Origin of the sequence: Streptomyces sp. AK02-01A (assembly GCF_033795305.1) — a bacterium.
Classification (GTDB): Bacteria; Actinomycetota; Actinomycetes; order Streptomycetales; family Streptomycetaceae; genus Streptomyces.
Genome location: NZ_JARBAE010000044.1, coordinates 1 through 16,669, shown reverse-complemented (window position 1 = coordinate 16,669; position 16,669 = coordinate 1). Strand labels below are relative to the sequence as shown.

14 protein-coding genes and 2 pseudogenes are annotated in these 16,669 nt (G+C 69.1%); 7 read left to right on the top strand and 9 right to left on the bottom strand.

Annotated features, from left to right (window positions below):
* Positions 1-15 precede the first annotated feature (15 nt).
* Complete coding sequence (locus PV679_RS29600) at positions 16-1,104, bottom strand: exo-alpha-sialidase (protein ID WP_319683618.1); 1,089 nt, start codon at positions 1,102-1,104, stop codon at positions 16-18.
* 271 nt (positions 1,105-1,375) lie between these two features.
* On the opposite strand from PV679_RS29600, the gene PV679_RS29595 reads away from it, so the two are divergent.
* From PV679_RS29595 to PV679_RS29580, 4 genes are all read left to right on the top strand, one after another.
* Positions 1,376-2,482 (top strand): NADH:flavin oxidoreductase/NADH oxidase, encoded by a 1,107-nt coding sequence (locus PV679_RS29595; protein WP_319683617.1) that lies wholly within the window; start codon positions 1,376-1,378, stop codon positions 2,480-2,482.
* 426 nt (positions 2,483-2,908) lie between these two features.
* Complete coding sequence (locus PV679_RS29590) at positions 2,909-3,364, top strand: cyclic nucleotide-binding domain-containing protein (protein WP_319683616.1); 456 nt, start codon at positions 2,909-2,911, stop codon at positions 3,362-3,364.
* Between the two features lie 261 nt (positions 3,365-3,625).
* Positions 3,626-4,438 (top strand): MIP/aquaporin family protein, encoded by an 813-nt coding sequence (locus PV679_RS29585; protein ID WP_319683614.1) that lies wholly within the window; start codon positions 3,626-3,628, stop codon positions 4,436-4,438.
* A gap of 173 nt (positions 4,439-4,611) precedes the next feature.
* Complete coding sequence (locus PV679_RS29580; protein WP_319683613.1) at positions 4,612-4,962, top strand: ArsR/SmtB family transcription factor; 351 nt, start codon at positions 4,612-4,614, stop codon at positions 4,960-4,962.
* Between the two features lie 39 nt (positions 4,963-5,001).
* Here PV679_RS29580 and PV679_RS29575 read toward each other — a convergent pair whose 3' ends face one another.
* A complete protein-coding gene (locus PV679_RS29575; protein WP_319683612.1) occupies positions 5,002-6,360 on the bottom strand; it encodes an FAD-dependent oxidoreductase in 1,359 nt (452 codons plus the stop codon).
* A gap of 199 nt (positions 6,361-6,559) precedes the next feature.
* On the opposite strand from PV679_RS29575, the gene PV679_RS29570 reads away from it, so the two are divergent.
* Complete coding sequence (locus PV679_RS29570) at positions 6,560-7,396, top strand: DUF6214 family protein (RefSeq protein ID WP_319683611.1); 837 nt, start codon at positions 6,560-6,562, stop codon at positions 7,394-7,396.
* Positions 7,397-7,434: 38 nt separating this feature from the next.
* On the opposite strand, the gene PV679_RS29565 is transcribed toward PV679_RS29570, so the two are convergent.
* The gene (locus PV679_RS29565) at positions 7,435-8,112 is read right to left on the bottom strand and encodes a DUF305 domain-containing protein (protein WP_319683610.1); all 678 of its coding nucleotides are present in this window, start codon (positions 8,110-8,112) and stop codon (positions 7,435-7,437) included.
* 158 nt (positions 8,113-8,270) lie between these two features.
* On the opposite strand from PV679_RS29565, the gene PV679_RS29560 reads away from it, so the two are divergent.
* Entirely contained in the window at positions 8,271-9,767 is a 1,497-nt protein-coding gene (locus PV679_RS29560; RefSeq protein WP_319683609.1) for a hypothetical protein, read from the top strand.
* On the opposite strand, the gene PV679_RS29555 is transcribed toward PV679_RS29560, so the two are convergent.
* The 6 genes and pseudogenes from PV679_RS29555 to PV679_RS29530 all read right to left on the bottom strand — a co-directional run bounded on the left by PV679_RS29555 (position 9,761) and on the right by PV679_RS29530 (position 16,090).
* Complete coding sequence (locus PV679_RS29555) at positions 9,761-10,396, bottom strand: helix-turn-helix domain-containing protein (RefSeq protein WP_319683608.1); 636 nt, start codon at positions 10,394-10,396, stop codon at positions 9,761-9,763. The genes PV679_RS29560 and PV679_RS29555 overlap by 7 nt on opposite strands.
* 191 nt (positions 10,397-10,587) lie before the next feature.
* Positions 10,588-11,322, bottom strand: coding sequence for an HAD-IA family hydrolase (locus PV679_RS29550; protein ID WP_319683606.1), 735 nt, complete (start codon positions 11,320-11,322; stop codon positions 10,588-10,590).
* Positions 11,323-11,758: 436 nt separating this feature from the next.
* Positions 11,759-12,513, bottom strand: a pseudogene (locus PV679_RS29545) (XRE family transcriptional regulator).
* Between the two features lie 1,157 nt (positions 12,514-13,670).
* A complete protein-coding gene (locus PV679_RS29540) occupies positions 13,671-14,363 on the bottom strand; it encodes a phosphatase PAP2 family protein (RefSeq protein WP_319683604.1) in 693 nt (230 codons plus the stop codon).
* 33 nt (positions 14,364-14,396) lie between these two features.
* Complete coding sequence (locus tag PV679_RS29535; RefSeq protein ID WP_319683602.1) at positions 14,397-15,332, bottom strand: M56 family metallopeptidase; 936 nt, start codon at positions 15,330-15,332, stop codon at positions 14,397-14,399.
* A gap of 146 nt (positions 15,333-15,478) precedes the next feature.
* Positions 15,479-16,090, bottom strand: a complete 612-nt coding sequence (locus PV679_RS29530; RefSeq protein WP_319683600.1) for a DUF5134 domain-containing protein — start codon at positions 16,088-16,090, stop codon at positions 15,479-15,481.
* A 352-nt stretch (positions 16,091-16,442) separates the two neighbouring features.
* Between PV679_RS29530 and PV679_RS29525 the strand changes: the two are divergent.
* A pseudogene (locus PV679_RS29525) lies at positions 16,443-16,669 on the top strand (xylosidase); the annotation flags it as partial.

The following is a 16,669-nucleotide window of genomic DNA, read 5'->3' as shown; positions in this document are numbered from 1 at the left end:
CCGTGGACAGAACACCTAGTCGCCGATGGCCGCCGCCCTGACGCACAGGACGTCCGGCAGATGCGAGGCGAGCCGCTGCCAGTGGTCTCCGTCGTCCGCGCTCGCGTAGACCTCGCCGTTGCGATTGCCGAAATACACGCCCGCGGGATCGGCGTCGTCCGTGCACATCGCGTCCCGCAGCACCGTGCCGAAGTGGTCTCCTTCGGGCAGTCCCGCCGACAGCGGCTCCCAGCTTCCGCCCGCGTCCTGCGTGCGGTAGACCCGGCAGCGCCGCCCGGCCGGGACCCGGTCGGCGTCGGCGTTGATCGGGAAGACATAGGCCACATCGGCGCGGTGCGGATGTGCCGCGACCGTGAAGCCGAAGTCGGACGGCAGGCCGGCGCCGATGTCGCTCCACCGCGCTCCCGCGTCGTCGCTGCGGAACACGCCCCAGTGGTTCTGCAGATACAGCCGGTCCAGATCGCCGGCGTCCTGCGCGATCTTGTGGACGCACTGGCCGAACTCCGGATGCGGATCGGGCAGGAAGACCGCCGACACGCCCTTGTTGGACGGGGCCCAGCTCCGGCCGCCGTCGCCGGAGCGGAAGACCCCGGCCGTGGACACCGCGACGGTCAGCGCGTCCGGATCGCGGCGGTCGGTCACCACGGTGTGCACCGCTTCGCCGCCGCCGCCCGGTACCCAGCGCGCACGCGTCGGATGCTCCCAGAGCGGCCGGACCAGCTCGAAGGTCTCGCCTCCGTCCTCGGAACGGAACAGCGCGGCGGGCTCGGTGCCCGCGTACACCACGTCCGGCGCGGACGGACCGGCCGGATGGAGCTGCCACACCCGCTCCAGCGACGCGCCCGTGTCCTGGGGAAACCTGACCGCCGGTTCGGTCGGCTCCGTCCAGCTCATCCCGAGGTCGTCGGAGTGGAACACGGACGGACCCCAGTGCGCGCTGTCCCCGCCGACCAGCAGCCGCGGCACGGACCGGCGCGTGTCGATCGCGATCGAATAGACCGCCTGCGCGTTGAAGTGCGGTCCGTCGAACCGCCATCGGCCGCCGTGTCCGCGGCCGATGAAGAGCCCTTTACGGGTGCCTACGGTGAGCAGTACGTCGGTCATGACCGACACCTCCAGGACGACGTTGTCTCGGACGGAGGCCAGTCTGTACCCGGCCACTGACAGTGGCCCTCGCCGTGGTCGTCCGTGCAGGCCGGACGGTATGTCGGCACTCCGGCGACGGTCGGCGGCGGTCGGGTGGCGATCCTGGATCCGGACGGCCGGGCCGGAATGATTCGTCCCGCGCGAGGCTTCTCGTAATTTGGCGAACGTCGTAGTACGACGTGTACCGTACTAAGAGATTCAGTCGCGAGAGCCGAAAACGGAGCCCGGAATGAGCGCTGCCCTTTTTGAGCCGTACACGCTGCGGTCCCTGACGATCCCCAACCGGGTGTGGATGGCGCCCATGTGCCAGTACACCGCCGCGCCGGACGGCCCCGAGCAGGGCGTGCCCACCGACTGGCACTTCCAGCACCTGGCCGCGCGTGCCGTCGGCGGTACGGGCCTGATCCTCACCGAAGCCACCGCCGTGAGCCCCGAGGGACGTATCAGCCCGTATGACCTGGGGCTGTGGAACAGCGCGCAGACCGACTCGTTCCGCCGGATCACCTCCTTCCTCAAGAGCCAGGGAACCGTTCCGGGAATCCAGATCGCGCATGCCGGGCGAAAGGCGTCCACCGAGCGGACCTGGGTGGACCGCGGCGCGCCGATCGCGCCCGGAGACGGCCACGGATGGACCCCGGTGGGCCCGAGTCCGCTCGCGTTCGGCACGACCTCCACCGTCCCGGAAGAGCTGTCCACCGAGCGGATCGAGGAGATCGTGGAGCAGTTCGCCGCGACCGCCCGCCGGGCCCTCGCGGCGGGCTTCGAGGTGGCCGAGATCCATGGCGCCCACGGCTACCTGATCAACCAGTTCCTCTCGCCGTACACCAATCACCGGACGGACGAGTACGGCGGCTCCTACGAGAACCGCATCCGGTTCGCCCTGGAGGTCGTCGACGCCGTACGCGCCGTGTGGCCGCGGGAGCTGCCGGTCTTCTTCCGTATCTCGGCCACCGACTGGCTCACCGAGAACCCGGACGACGAGCGCGAGGGCTGGACCGCCGAGGACACCATCCGGTTCGCCGGTGACCTGTCCGCACACGGCGTGGATCTGCTGGACACCTCCACGGGCGGCAATGCCCCGAACGCCAAGATCGTCGCGGTCCCCGGCTACCAGGTGCCGTTCGCGGAACGCGTCAAGAAGGAGACCGGCCTGGCCGTCGGCGCGGTCGGCCTGATCACCGAGGCCCAGCAGGCGGAAGAGATCGTCGCCCATGGGCAGGCGGATGCCGTGCTCCTCGCCCGGGAGCTGCTGCGTGATCCCAACTTCGCCAGGCGCGCCGCGCGGGAGCTGGGCGTCGCGATCCCGGGTCCGGACCAGTACCACCGGGCGCTCTGACCTGCGCGGCCGTCCGGCTCCTTCCGGAACAACGGCGGAGGCCGCGCGGGAGCGCGTACGGGATCCGCGGCGCGGTGTGGGACGCGAGTGATGTTGTGCTGACCGTCCTCGGTGATCCGCGCACCGCCGCCGGCCGTAAAGAATCTTTACCGGTCCGCTCCTCGCACTCGAAGAGGATCGCGCGGCGGGGATACGCTCGTAGAGAGAGCCGTCTCGCCCAATGCCTGGCTGGGACGAAGACCTGGCGAGTGCGCGGGTCACGATGCCGTTCACAACGGGTCCGTTCGAAACGGCTCTCCGCCTCTCGCGGTGCGACGGCCACGGCCGGCCCGGGCGCCGCGGGTGAACAGCCGCAGATGTCGTCGGCGCGACCGGTGGATCCGGCCGTGGCGTGCTGCGGGCCACTTGGCGAGGAGGTTCGCGACCATGGCTTCCCCAACGCGTCTGATGACGGTGCTGCCCGTCGGTCATCGCGAACTCCTGATGGGAATGGCCCGCGACGTCTTCTTCCCGCAGGACACCCGGATCTTCGAGGAGGGAAGCCCGGCGGACAGGTTCTGGATCATCCACACAGGGACGGTCGCACTCGATCTGTACGTTCCCGACCGGCGGCGCGTGATGGTCGATACGCTCGGCATGGGAGAGCTGCTCGGCTGGTCCTGGCTCTTTCCGCCGCACGAGTGGCATTTCGGGGCCGAGGCGTTCAGTCCGGTCCGGGCCCATGAATTCGACGGAATCGCGGTGCGGACCCTGTGTGAGGACGATCCGGCTCTGGGCTTCATCCTGACCCGCTCCATCGCCGCGATTCTCGCGGGACGGCTTGAGGTGGCCCGCGCGCACCTGCTCGACCGGTACATGCTCCACGGCGGCCCGGGGCTGTGACGAGGCGGGCCGTTCGCCGGCCCGACGACCCGCATGGGCCGGGACACCCCAATGGCCGCATGTCCGCGTGGCCGTCCGGCCGAGTGAACAGAGCCGAGAACGGACGGACGGCCGACGATTGACCTGGGGCGGCGCCTTTCGCGCCGCTCTCCGCCGAAAGCCTTCCCGCGCGGTCGCGCGTCGCGGAACTCCTGTGCCCGGCACAGAATGCCGATGAGACGCAGCACAATCGGTCCGCGGATCGGCAGAAGGCGGGATCCCATGACGGCAAGCGCGGAAAAGCGAGGTCTTCTCGGCGAGCTGTCCGCGGAATTCGCGGGCACCATGATCCTCATTCTCTTCGGGTGCGGTGTGGTGGCGCAGGTGGTGGCCGCTGGTGTCGGCGACCATGACAGCATCGCGTGGGCCTGGGGGCTGGGCGTCACCTTCGGTATCTATGTCGCCGCCCGGATCAGCGGCGCCCACATCAATCCGGCCGTCACCCTGTCCCTGGCGATCTTCAAGGACTTCTCGTGGCACAAGGTCGCTCCTTATGTGGTCGCGCAGACCGCCGGTGCGTTCGTCGCCGCGCTCCTTGTGCGCTGGAACTACACAGAAGTCCTGGCCAAGGCCGACCCCGGACACACCGACAAGACACAGATCGTCTTCTCCACCCTTCCCGGCAACGGCACGCTGCCGGTGAGCGAGTGGGGAGCTCTGCGCGACCAGATCATCGGGACCGCCATCCTGGTGCTGGTCATCTTCGCCGTCACCGACCTGCTCAACACGCCGCCGGGGGCCAACCTCGGCGCGCTGATCGTCGGTCTGGTCGTCGTGGCGATCGGGATGGCCTGGGGCGCGGACGCCGGCTACGCCATCAACCCGGCACGCGACTTCGGCCCACGGCTGGCCAGCTTCATCACGGGCTACGGAGGCGCGTGGCGGGACCAGTACGGCGGCATCTACTTCTGGGTGCCGATCGTCGGCCCGCTCGTGGGCGGTCCGCTCGGCGCGGCCCTCTACCGACTGCTGATCGGCCGGCACCTGCCGACGCGAGGCAAGCAGGAACCCGGACGTATCCCGGTGACCGACTGACCCGAAGGCGTGACGCCGCGCCGCTTCTCGCCACCGGCGGTCGTCCCGTACGCGGGAGTCGCACATCACGGCATGCTCCGGCGCCTCGTACGACGTCCATCGTAGTAAAGACAAAAGGCAAACTACGATGGATCTCGTACGATGAGGCTTCCGGCCAAGGAAGTGGAGCCGCTGTGACCACCGCGACCAGTACCCGCGAACTCGCTCATCCACCACGCGAGGAGATCCGCCTGGAGGGAGTGCTCCACGCCCTCTCCGACCCGCTGCGCCTGCGCCTTGTCCGCGAACTCGCCGCGGAGGGCCGGGAGCTGTCCTGTTCGCACTTCGATCTGCCGGTCACCAAGTCCACCACCACGCACCACTTCAGGGTGCTGCGCGAGAACGGCCTGATCCGGCAGACCTACCGGGGCACGACAAAGCTGAACGGGCTGCGCGGTGAGGATCTGGACGCTCTCTTCCCGGGACTGCTCGACAGCGTCCTGGCGGCGGCCAGGATCCAGACGGAGCGCCTCGGCGACGCCTGACCGGTGGGCTGGGCTGACACGCCTCCCGGGGTCCTGGCTTCAGCGCCCGACCCGCTGGGCTCGCAGCGCGGCCTCCAGCAGGCCCTGCCAGTCGGCGATCTTCACCGACCGCCGTCCCAGTGACTGCCCGAGCGCCGCTTCGGCCTCCTCGATCGCCAGCCAGCCCGGCCACTCCACCGGCGTCTGGTCCCACGCGCGCAGCGCGGCGACCGGATCCGCCGCCACCCGGCGAGCGGCCAGCGCGGGCGCGTCGGTGAGCAGCGAAGCGACCGTCTCCTTGGCATCGGACCGGTTGGTACCGATCACTCCGGTCGGACCGCGCTTGATCCAGCCCGCGACATACTCGCCGAGAGAGGGCGCGCCGTCCCTCCGTACGCGCCCCGCCGCGTGCGGCACCGTCCCCGTGCTCTCGTCGAACGGCAGTCCCGCCAGCGGTACGCCTCGGTAGCCGACGGCTCTCAGCACAAGCTGTGCCTCGATCTCCTCGTATGTGCCGGTGCCCCGTACACCTCCGGCCCCGTCCGGCGCCGTACGTTCGAACCGCACTCCGGCGGCCCGGCCGCGCGCTTCGAGAATCTCCACCGGGCGCAGGAAGAACCGCAGGTGGATACGGCGTGGCTTGTTCCCGGGAGGCAGCGCGGCCCAGCCGCGCACGACCTCCAGATTGCGCCGGTTCACGGCCGGCAGAGTGATGTCCGCCGTGTACGCGGGGTCGAGTGCCAGGTCCGCCTGGTCCACCCTGATCTCCGCCGCCGGAAGTGAACCCAGCTCCCGCAGCTCCTTGGTGGTGAACTTCGCCTGCGAGGGACCGCGCCTGCCCACCATGTGCGTGTCGCGTACACCGCTGGCGGCCAGCGCGCCCAGTGCGGCATCGGGCACATCGGTGGCCCTGAGCTCATCTGCGCCACGCGCCAGAACGCGGGCCACGTCGACGGCGACATTGCCCGCGCCGATCACCACGGCCGAGCGTCCGTGCAGCGCGAAGTCCCGGCTCGCGGCGTCGGGATGGGCGCTGTACCAGGAGACGAAGTCGGTGGCCGAGAAGCTGCCGGGCAGTGCCTCGCCGGGCACATCGAGTGATCGGTCCCTGGCCGCTCCGACGCAGTAGACGACCGCGTGGTACAGCTCCCGCAGACGCTCGGGCGTAAGGCCGCGCGCGCCCACCTCCACATTGCCGAGAAAGCCGACCCGCTCGTGCTCCAGCACCGTACGGAGACTGCCCTGGAGGGATTTGATCTTCTCGTGGTCGGGTGCGACACCGTAGCGCACCAGCCCGTACGGGCACGGGAGCCGGTCCAGGATCTGCACCTGGACATCCGGCACACGGGTCTGCTCGACCAGGGCCTGAGCGGTGTAGACGCCACTGGGACCCGATCCGACAACGGCGACGCGCAGCATTGCGCACTCCTTCCCGCCGGGACTCCAGCATCGCACCGGCGCGCGGATCCGGTGCGATGAGCCGACAGGGTGCCGTACGGGCCGGGCGCGTGCGCGCCATGGCTATAAGGGCGGATTGCCTTATTAAGTTGTGAATGTGTCGGAACACGAATTGATTTCCGCCCAGGAACCCGATGAGAGTGACGGGTACGAGTGGCCCATGTGGGAGGTGCAGGGGCACGGCACCGTGACCGGTGCCGGCGATCCTCGCGACGGCGCCGCGCGGCGCGAGATCCTCCCGCCCTGGGTCGATGTCCGGCTGACCTTCGCGGACGGCGCCCGGCTCGATGTGCTCGCGGTGGTACGTGACGGCCGTATCGCCATCGAGGGCGCGCAGGCCGATCCTCCGCTGGCCCTGGACGGCTTCGCCGCCCTCGCCGAGGCGATCGAGACACCTCTGCAGAACGCCTGCCGGATGGTCATCGGCCAGCTCCGCCCGCCCGCGCCGGAGGCCCTCCTCGGCGAGCCCGCCGCTGGTGAGCCGGCCGGGCGCGCGATCGAGCCTGTCGGCACCGGGTCCGCGGACATCGAGCAGTCCGCGGCCGGAGTCCCTGGTGGCGAGGCGGCCGGCGGCGTCGCGGAAAGCGCGCCGACCGTCGATGAGCCGACGGTCCACGAGTCCACCGCCCAGGAGCCGGCGGCCGCTGAATCAGCCGGCGCCGAGCCCGGCGCCGAGCCCGGCATCGAGCAGGGAGCCGTCACACCCGCCGTGGAACCGGCCGCGGGCGAGCCGGCCGGCTGCGATCCGGCCGACTCGTCCGCCGGCTGCGGCGAGGACCAGGAGCCGTCCGGCAGGCATCGGGCCCGGCCGGCCGCGCCGCGCGGCAGCGCCGCTCGGCGGAGCGTCGCCGAGATCTACCGCGCGGCCCAGCGGGAGGGCCGGGACCCGGTGCTCGCGGTGATGTCCGCGACCGGATTCAGCCGCCGTAAGTCGCTCAGGCTGATCGCCGGGGCCCGCGACGCGGGACACCTGACGCCACGTCACCACCGGCGCTGACACCACGTCATACATGCTCCGACCGCACGGCGTTGTCCTTACATGGAGCGCATACGGTTCATCTCGGAGGTCTGCTGGGCGATGACATCGGACGCCATCTCCTCGATCAGGACGTTGTTGCCCTGTGAGAGCGCATCGGTGGCCATGGTGATCGCTCCCTGGTGGTGAGTGATCATCAACTTGAGGAAGAGTTCGTCGAAGGCCGCGCCCCGGGCCGCGCGCAACTGCGTCAGTTGGGCCTCGGTGGCCATTCCCGGCATCGTGCCGTGGTCATGTCCCTGCTGCCGCTTCGCTCCGCCATTGGTTTCCAGCCAGCCGTTCATCGCGCCGATCTCGGGCTTCTGCGCGGCGACGATCCGCTCGGCGAGCCGCTTCACGGAGTCCGATTCGGCCCGTTCGCCGGCGAGTCCGGCCATGTCCAGCGCCTGGCCGTGATGCACGATCATCATCTGCGCATAGGTGAAATCAGCGGAGTTGGGACTGTCGTCCGGCGCCTCCTTGGCCGCCTCTTCGGGTGAGAGGGTCCGCGCGGGCTGGCCAGGCTTACCGGGAGCCACCACGCCGGGACCCTTGCCGCCCTCGGCCTTCGCCTTACCGTCGCCTCCCGACTCACAGGCTCCCAGGGCGAGTAGGGCGACAGCGACCGCTGCCGCGACGGCGGACCGGCGGACACGCGGGCTTCTGCGGTGGATCAACACAGCGACCTCCAGCGGCACATGGTGTGGTGGAACACCGTCCTAACACGCTTACGCATGTGGTTGATCAAAAACTTTCATTACGTCTGTGTTGCCGTCTGTTGAGATGTACATGAGAAGGACGATACTGCCGAGGTCCGAGACTCGTTCAACTCTGAACGGTTACTAGGGAGGACGTAGTGATCTCGTTGCACACCACCCGCGTGCGGCGCAGACGTCTGGGCGTGGCGGCAGCCGCGGCCGGGCTCTTCGCCACTCTGCTGACAGCCGGACCCGCGGCTGCCACACCCGACCCCGGCACCGGCCCGGCCAAGGGAAGGATCTCCTCCGGCCAGGCCGCCGAGGTGAAGGCCGCCGTCCAGGAGGGCGAGATACCCGGCGTGGACGAAGTCGTCCACAGCCGTAACATCACGCACCTGAGCAACACTCCGAAGGACGCGCTGGCCGGACTGAACTCGGACCTGACCTTCCAGGGCAAGTACGCTTTCGCCGGTAATTACGACGGTTTCCGGATCTTCGACCTCAGCAACCCGAAGTCCCCGAAGACGGTCGCCCAGGTCCTCTGTCCCGGATCGCAGAACGACATCTCCGTCTCCGGCGATCTGCTCTTCCTCTCCACCGACTCCTCGCGCAGCGACAACTCCTGCACCAGCGCCACGCAGCCCGCGTCGGAGAAGTCCTCGTGGGAGGGCATAAAGATCTTCGACATCCGCGACAAGCGGAACCCGAAGTACGTCGCCGCTGTCGAGACCGCGTGCGGCTCGCACACGCACACAGTGGTACCGGAGCGCAAGGACGTCTACGTCTACGTCTCCTCGTACTCGCCCAGCACGTCCTTCCCGGACTGCCAGCCGCCGCACGACGGCATCTCCATCATCAAGGTGCCGCGCAAGGCCCCGCAGCGGGCCGCCGTCGTGGACTTCCCGGTGCTCTTCCCGGACGGTGGAAACCCGGGCGCGCCGACCAACCCGGGTGTCTCCGCGACCACCGGTTGCCATGACATCACCGTGCTGCCCTCCAAGGACCTGGCGGCCGGTGCCTGCATGGGTGACGGCATCCTCTTCGACATCAAGAACCCGGCACGGCCCAAGGTCATCGACCGGGTCCAGGACAACACCAACTTCGCGTTCTGGCACTCGGCCACCTTCAACCAGGACGCCGACAAGGTCGTCTTCACCGACGAGCTGGGCGGCGGCGGCGCCGCCACCTGCAACGCCGAGATCGGCCCGAACCGCGGCGCCGACGGCATCTACGACATCGTCGGCCGGGGCGACCACCGCAAGCTGGTCTTCCGCAGCTACTACAAGATCCCCCGTCACCAGGCGGACACCGAGAACTGCGTCGCCCACAACGGCTCGCTGATCCCGGTCAAGGGCCACGACATCATGGTCCAGGCCTGGTACCAGGGTGGCGTCTCGGTGTGGGACTTCACGAACTCCTCGAAGCCGAAGGAGATCGCCTACTTCGAGCGCGGTCCGATCTCGACCACGACCATGACGACCGGTGGTTCCTGGTCGGCGTACTACTACAACGGTTACATCTACTCGAACGACATCGCCAAGGGCTTCGACGTGCTGAAGCTCGACGACCGCAGGACGGACGCCGCGAAGCGGGTACGGCTGGACGAGCTCAACGTGCAGACGCAGCCGGACTACTTCCGCGGCCTCGGTCACTGAGGGACGATGCGCTGATCTGTTCCGCCGGACGGCTCGCCGTCCGGCGGAACACCCAACTCCCAGTCCAGCCCGTACCGTTTGAACAGCTCGGCACGCAGCCGCTCCGGCGGCATCGGCGCACCCGGCATCAGCATCGCGAAGACCGCGCCCATCAACAGCGCGCGCAGCATCGGATAGTCGCTGTCCGGATCCGATGATCCGTAAGCCGCCATCGTCTCGTGCAACAGCCGTGCGAGCCGCTGCTGTTCGGGGCACTGCACGAAACCCTCGGCCCCCAGGATGCCGGCCATATGTGTCCGCATCAGTACGGGACTGTCGGCGGCGAGCCCGAGAATGGCGTCGATCGCACGCGCCATCAGCTCCCGGCCGTCATCCGTCGACGGCTCACGCCGCAGGCCCGCCTCCAGTGTGCGGTGCATCAGACGGTGCACGGCGGACTGCAGCAGTTGGCGTTTTCCCGGGAAGTAGTACGACACGAGACCGCGTGCCGAACCGGCCCGGTCGGCGATGTCCGCGAGTGTCGTGGCCTCGTAACCACGCTCGGCCACCAGCTCCACCGTCGCCTGCAGCAGCCGCTCGCGGGAACGCCGACGGAGCTCTTCATTGACCGATGCGCTCCGCGGGGACATGCTTGACTCCTGCGTTGACTGGCGTTCAGCCAATATACTCAGTGCGTCCCGCCGCAGACCCCTCCGGGCCTGGTCAGCGGGGCTGCCGCCTGCCTTGGGCGACGCGGGGGATCGTCCAAGTCAGGCGGCTTCGGCATGCCCGGACGCTCCGGGCCGCCCGTTCCGGCGGCCCCGAGCGCCCGTTTCCGGCGTTACGGCAGTGGTTTTGTCCGGGGCTCGGGCAGCGGCCCCTGGCCCGCGAGGGTGACGACGGGCCGCAGTCCCGCCGGCCGCTCCTCCACCGGCAGATGATCGACGAAATGCACCGAGCAGCCCAAGTCGGCCGCGCCGCCGTCCGCTTCCCGGTTGTCGCCGACCATCAGCACATCGTGGGGATCCTGTCCCAGCGCCTCGCAGGCCGCTCGGAAGAGCCGTATGTCCGGCTTCTGGACGCCGTGCTCGTACGAGAGCACATAGGCGTCGATGAACGCGTCCAGCCCGTGTGCGCGGAAAACCGGCCGCAGATCCCAGCCGATATTGCTCACCACCGCGATGCCGACGCCTCCGCGCCGCAGCGCGCCGAGCACATCGGCCGCGTCGGCGTATGGACGCCAGGCCTCGGGCGTCATATGGCGGTCGTAGAGCGCGTCGTACAGGGCCGGATCGGGCAGCGGCACCTGCCGGGCGAGTCCGGTGTACACGGCCCGGTGCCGCTCGGCGCTCTCGTCGCGAGTCGCCCACAGCCGCGCCAACTCCGGCGGCATCTTCTGCGGGGAAGAACCGCCGGGCAGCGCACCGGCGACGGCCAGTCGCATCGCGTACCGCCGCAGCTCGTGGGGCGGCATGGCCAGACCGGCCTCGTCGAGCACCGCCCGCAGCCAGGAGCCGGCCGACTCGATACGGAAAAGGGTTCCGGAGAAATCGAAGAGCACACCCTTGTAGGTCATGTGCTCGATCCTTCCGGTGGCAGCGCTTCCCAAACAAGGCATGCGCCCGTACGCGGAGCGGGAGTTGCGGCCACGCGCTCGCCGAGCGGCCGGCCGTGAAGCGCCGTTGGTGGCCGGACGCGGAGGCGGCGGCGTGAGCATCCAGGTCCACAGGACGGACCTGCCTCGGGACGTGGAGGAGAGTGTGATCTCCGGAGCGGCGTGGACGGCCGGAAACGACGTCGCGAGTGGTGCGAGAAGGCTGTGAGTGGTGCAAGACGAAGGAGCTTGGCCTCGTCTGACCGCACGACGAGCCCCCTGTCTCAAGCACGAGGCAGGCGGCTCTTGGTGCCGACATCGCGCAGACCCCGGGGCCGGGTCGGGTACGCCGATTTTGTGGTCCCGGACATGCAGAGCAGTGGCGCCGGCGAGTGGCCGCTTGCGTGTGGTTGTGACGTCACTCCGGCCGACGGTTGTACTTGTCCAAGGTCGCCTTCGCGGTGGACGCATCCTTGAAGACCAGCTCCCACGGGCCTGTGTTGATGTCGAACTCCTTGCCGAAGCCGACCCACTTCCCGGCAATGCGCCGACCCGTGGGATCCACGAGCATCTGAATCGCGCCGTGGTACCTCGCGCCGGAGTAGTAGCCTTTCAGCGCCGTTTGTTCGGTCCATGTGCCTGTAATGACTGCTCCGTCCAACTCCAGGTCCATGGTCAGTGGGGAGTCGGAAGAGTTGGGCAGGCTGCGCACAGTAAGGCGGTTGGCGTGCTGTAGCACTACGACATGGTGGAGCCCGGTGTAGGTGTCTCCCCGACTACTGGAGAAGTACTCGTATCTGCTCAGCCACACGCCGGAGTAGGTGCCGCGGGGCGCACGGGGCTCCACACGCGGAGTTGCGGCGGGGCCGACTCCTTCGGACGAGGGCGTCATGTCGTGCCCTCCCGCGCCGTCATCGGACACACGTCCTGTCATGGCAACGCCGTCGATCCCAGACTCTCGATTGGGAGTCCGGTCACGGACTCCAGCGCCCGCGCGTAGACCGGCCTGGGGTTGACGATAGTTCCGGATTCCCAACGCTGTACGAGCCGTTTGGAGGCGTCGTTGGGCTCCCCTGCGCGGTCACCCGCACTGCGGAGGGCGCGGGCCATGTCGTCCTGCGACATGAGGAGTCCCATGCGTACAGCTCGCAGTTTCGCGTTCGGTGCGCTCATGGTTCCAAGATAGGGCCCAGCACGGGCTTACGACACCAAATTGGCGCCTCAAATGACCCCGGAATGACGCCTTGACAGCCGCCGCACAAGGATATGACGCCCCGTCATGCTTGCTGCACTGTCGACGTCAGAGGTGCATGAATATGGCGTATGAGCGAACCATCAGAGGTCCAGTGGTCCTCACGGAGAACCCCGCACCCAGCGAGCCGAAGCCTCGTCCGGGATGCGACGTCTGCGCGGCGTTAGCTGGGCAATGGCGACAGGCGATGAATCATCAGAGTCCTGCCTACAACCCGTCTCAGGCCGTGGACATCGGTGTTGAGATCAGTCGGCATCCTCACACAGGGCGGCGGCTTCGGTGAGCCCTCGTACCATCATGCGCTCCGTTGTGTGGACCGTGCGGCCGGACACGGAGAAGGGCGCCCCGCAGGCCCCCGTCTTTGAGGCGCGGTGCACGACATGTGACGAGCAGTCGGAGGCCGAAGAAGGATCCCGCGTCGGGCCAGAGGTGTGGGCGCTGCTCCACACCGGCCAGAACCCTTCTCACCGCTCGTACCGTGCGGTGGAAACCACTTTCTGGTGCGTCCGCCCCGCAGAAGGGTCTGGCGTCGCGGACGTGCCGGCGGCGGGGTCCGACAGTGCGGCGAAGTGACCATCAACCGGCAAAGTGCTGCGGTGCGGTCGCCACGGTGTACAGCGGAGTCGCGGACAGCTTGGCGGAGATTCTGGTCATCGACGTCAGCCGACTGATCGTCCCCTGTCTGATCCAGGATCCGGAACATCCTCTGCCCCATATAGGTCCGATTCCAGGGGTTGGCAATTACGCCTGGGAATGATCTCCGCAGAGCGCTCCACCTGACTGTTCTCCCGGACAGCGTGGCAGCCGGGCGGGGTGCTGGACCTCCGCGCACTGGACGTCACAGCAGGTGCGCGGAGGCGGAGCGGTCCTGGTCGGACTGGCATACCGATTTCGGAGCGCTCGCCGAAGCCCTGGTCATCATCCCCACAGGGTGGCGAGATGGCCGGGGCTTTTTCGTGTGTCAGTCCGTTCGAACCGCTTGCACGGTTGCGGCCCACCGTCCGGAGAAAGCTCGTATACGACTGCCGTCCCGACCGGCTCGGCGGCGTACTGGAAGAAGGCGTCCAATCCTTCGGCGTCATCGCGCTCCGGACAGGGCCAAGCGGCCGTACGCGGCCAGCGAGAGTGCGACGACGCAGCCGCCGAGCAGCCAGCCGGCCAGCACGTCCGAGCCCCAGTGCACTCCCAGCCACAGCCGGGTCAGGCCGGCCCCGGCCACCGAGACGGCCGCGAGAGCCAGCGCCGTACGCCACACCCGAGGGCCCGTCCCATGGCCGCGCAGCAGCCACAGCAGCAGCCCGCAGGTGACCGTGGCCGTCATCGCGTGCCCGGACGGGAAGGCCCCGAAGTCGGCGGAGTCGACCGGGTCGGGCCAGCGCGGACGCTCCCGGCCGACCGTGGACTTCAGCGCCATGGAGACGGCCGCGCCGACCGCGCTCGTCGCCGCGACCCACAGCGCGAGCAGCCGGTTCCCGCGCAGCCACACGGCGATCACGGCGGCCGCCGTCAGCAGACGCATCGTCCACGGGTCCCAGACCCAGTCGGTCAGCACCCGGTTCGCCCAGGTCGTCCCCGGCTCCGCCACGGCCCGGTCGTGCAGTCTCTCGGCGAGCGTACGGTCGAAGAGGAACAACGGATCCCATCCCGCCACGACGAGTGTCACCAGGACGACCGAGACAGAGGCCAGCAGGGCGGCCGTACGGGCGGGTGTGACAAGCGCGGGACGTGGCGGGGGAGTGGGCGCGGGTGAGGGAATCGACGGCGGACGCATGAGGTGATCCTTGCCGAAGAGACGCCCGTCAAGCTATCCCAGCGCGCGGAGTCCCGGCACGAAGGCGATCAGCAGCGGTACCACCGGCACCAGCGCGGCGGCGGCGGTCAGCCGCAGCCGGCGTCCCGCCGTCAGCCGCTCCACCGGCGACAGCAGCCGGCTCACCCGCTGCGGGAGCTGTGCGTCCGGTGCGGTGCCCGGACCGAACACCCCACGGTCCTCGTTCAGTTCGACCAGGGCCAGCGCGATCGTCCGCCGGCCGAAGCGCCGTGAGGCGGCGTCGTCCGCGGCCAGTTCGACCAGCCGGTGCATCTCGTCACGGAACGCCGCGAACACCGGCACCTGCGGGAAGCCGTTCGCGAGTGCTCCGGAGCAGTGCAGCAGCCAGTCGTGCCTGGCGCGCGCGTGACCCTGCTCATGGGCGAGGACGGCATCGAGCTGACGGCCTTTCAGCCGGCGCAGCGCGGCGGTGGTGACGACCAGTTGTGGCGTGGCGCCCGACAGCCACCAGGCGTCGGAGCGCTCGCTCTCCAGGACGACGAGCGGATCGCAGCCCGGTGCCTCGCCGGGCAGCGCGGGGGAGCGTACGAGCAGTTCCGCGCGGCGCGTGCGGCTCCGGCGCCGCGCCCGGTGGATCTCCCGGGTGAGCATCGCCGCCGTCCACAGTCCACCGCTCGCCAGAACCACCGCGAGCACCGCCGACCACGGCCGGTTCGAGCCGAGAGAGTACGCCTCCATCACACCGTGCGGCGCGGAGGCGAAGACATGTCCGCGTACGGCCTGCCAGGCGGCGGCCGCGCTGAAGGTCATGGAGAGCGCGAAACTCAGCAGGACGGCCGCCACGACGCACTGCCACACCCACAGCGCCACTACGGGCTCGCGCTCCGGCCAGTCGGCGCGCGACAGGAGCCGGGGCGCGACGACGGCGGCCAGTGCGCCGAGCAGCAGCAGCGCCAAGGAGACCATCATGGCTACCAGACTATGAGGGCTGGGTCACCAGGGGTATGGGCTTGCCGGGCAAGTGACCCACGACACGTTTCGGACGGTGCGGTCCGATACGGCCGCGCTCTGCGCGCTCTCGGAGCGTGCGATGTCAGAGCGTGAAGCGTGAGACGTCAGAGCGTGAGCAGCATCGCCAGCATGGCGAGCCCCATCGAGAGCCGGCAGACCAGCGCCAGCTCCGGACGGTCGCCCCAGCCGGCCCCGGCCGCGACGCCCACACCGGCTCCGGACCCGGCCGGGAAGCCGATACCAGCCCCGGCCGAGACGCCGCCCTCCGCCGCCGAGGGCAGAGGCAGCAGGCGTCCTCCCGTCCACAGCACATATCCCGCGTAGTAGATCAGCAGCAGCCCGGTGATCAGCGGAGTGCCGCCCGCCAGATGCGCTCCGTGCGCGCCGGCAGGAGCCTGGGCCATGGCCCAGGCCATGTAGACCATGGCGAGCGTCCCCAGGAGATGGTGCAGATGGTGCGGCGCGCCACGGGCCGACGCCATCGCGTACAGCGCCGCACCGCCGAACACCACCACATACACCGGCCAGACCCACCGCGGTGGTGTCACCACGGCGGTGGGCACGGCCATGACCGCCATCCCGAAGGCCATCAGGGCTTCGCCCCCGGCCGAACTGCGCTGTTCGTCGACGCTGCTGCGCAACCGGAGCAGACAATAACCTCCGGCCGCCGCGCAGAGCGCGACAAGCAGCCAGCCGGCCGTCGCCGGTCCGTGCACCGCGCACCTCCCCCGCTCAACGGTGTCAGGGAGGTGATGCCCGCCATGGCCCAGGCGCATACGAGCGCAGAGGGACACAAGGGGAGCGCACCGGGGTGAAAACGCCGGGTCCGCGGGCGCCCCGCACTAATTCATATTCGCTGGAAAAGGAAAGTGTAAAGAAAATCGGCTGACAGTCCAGGTAATTCTTGGCTGAATTCCTGATGTCCGCGGCCTTGTGTCGGTCTGCCGGGTCCGACTACTTTGCACAGGCGTGCCCTTGGGAGCCGGGCGGGCTGCCGCCGCCTGTAAATCCCCCCACTCCCGGGGAATTGCGCATTTCTGGCAGATATCTAGTGGGAGGAAATCCTCCATGAGTGTGTCACGACGGTCGGTCATCGCTTCCGCGCTGGCCGCATCGGCCGCGATCGGTGGCGTCAGCGCTGCCCAGCAGGCCACAGCCGCGTCCGGACCGAGACGCCGCGTGAATCCAGGCCCCTTCGCGTCTCCTCCGGGTGATGTGGTCGGTAAAATCACCGTGGGTTATCAGGGCTGGTTCGCGTGTATCGGTGACGGTGCGCCGATCAACAGTTGGTGGCA

What these genes read in the sequence shown, in the direction of transcription:
- PV679_RS29600 (WP_319683618.1), bottom strand. Translation starts at nt 1,104, where the DNA reads ATGACCGACGTACTGCTCACCGTAGGCACCCGTAAAGGGCTCTTCATC.
- PV679_RS29595 (WP_319683617.1), top strand. Translation starts at nt 1,376, where the DNA reads ATGAGCGCTGCCCTTTTTGAGCCGTACACGCTGCGGTCCCTGACGATC.
- PV679_RS29590 (WP_319683616.1), top strand. Translation starts at nt 2,909, where the DNA reads ATGGCTTCCCCAACGCGTCTGATGACGGTGCTGCCCGTCGGTCATCGC.
- PV679_RS29585 (WP_319683614.1), top strand. Translation starts at nt 3,626, where the DNA reads ATGACGGCAAGCGCGGAAAAGCGAGGTCTTCTCGGCGAGCTGTCCGCG.
- PV679_RS29575 (WP_319683612.1), bottom strand. Translation starts at nt 6,360, where the DNA reads ATGCTGCGCGTCGCCGTTGTCGGATCGGGTCCCAGTGGCGTCTACACC.
- PV679_RS29570 (WP_319683611.1), top strand. Translation starts at nt 6,560, where the DNA reads ATGTGGGAGGTGCAGGGGCACGGCACCGTGACCGGTGCCGGCGATCCT.
- PV679_RS29555 (WP_319683608.1), bottom strand. Translation starts at nt 10,396, where the DNA reads ATGTCCCCGCGGAGCGCATCGGTCAATGAAGAGCTCCGTCGGCGTTCC.
- PV679_RS29550 (WP_319683606.1), bottom strand. Translation starts at nt 11,322, where the DNA reads ATGACCTACAAGGGTGTGCTCTTCGATTTCTCCGGAACCCTTTTCCGT.
- PV679_RS29540 (WP_319683604.1), bottom strand. Translation starts at nt 14,363, where the DNA reads ATGCGTCCGCCGTCGATTCCCTCACCCGCGCCCACTCCCCCGCCACGT.
- PV679_RS29535 (WP_319683602.1), bottom strand. Translation starts at nt 15,332, where the DNA reads ATGATGGTCTCCTTGGCGCTGCTGCTGCTCGGCGCACTGGCCGCCGTC.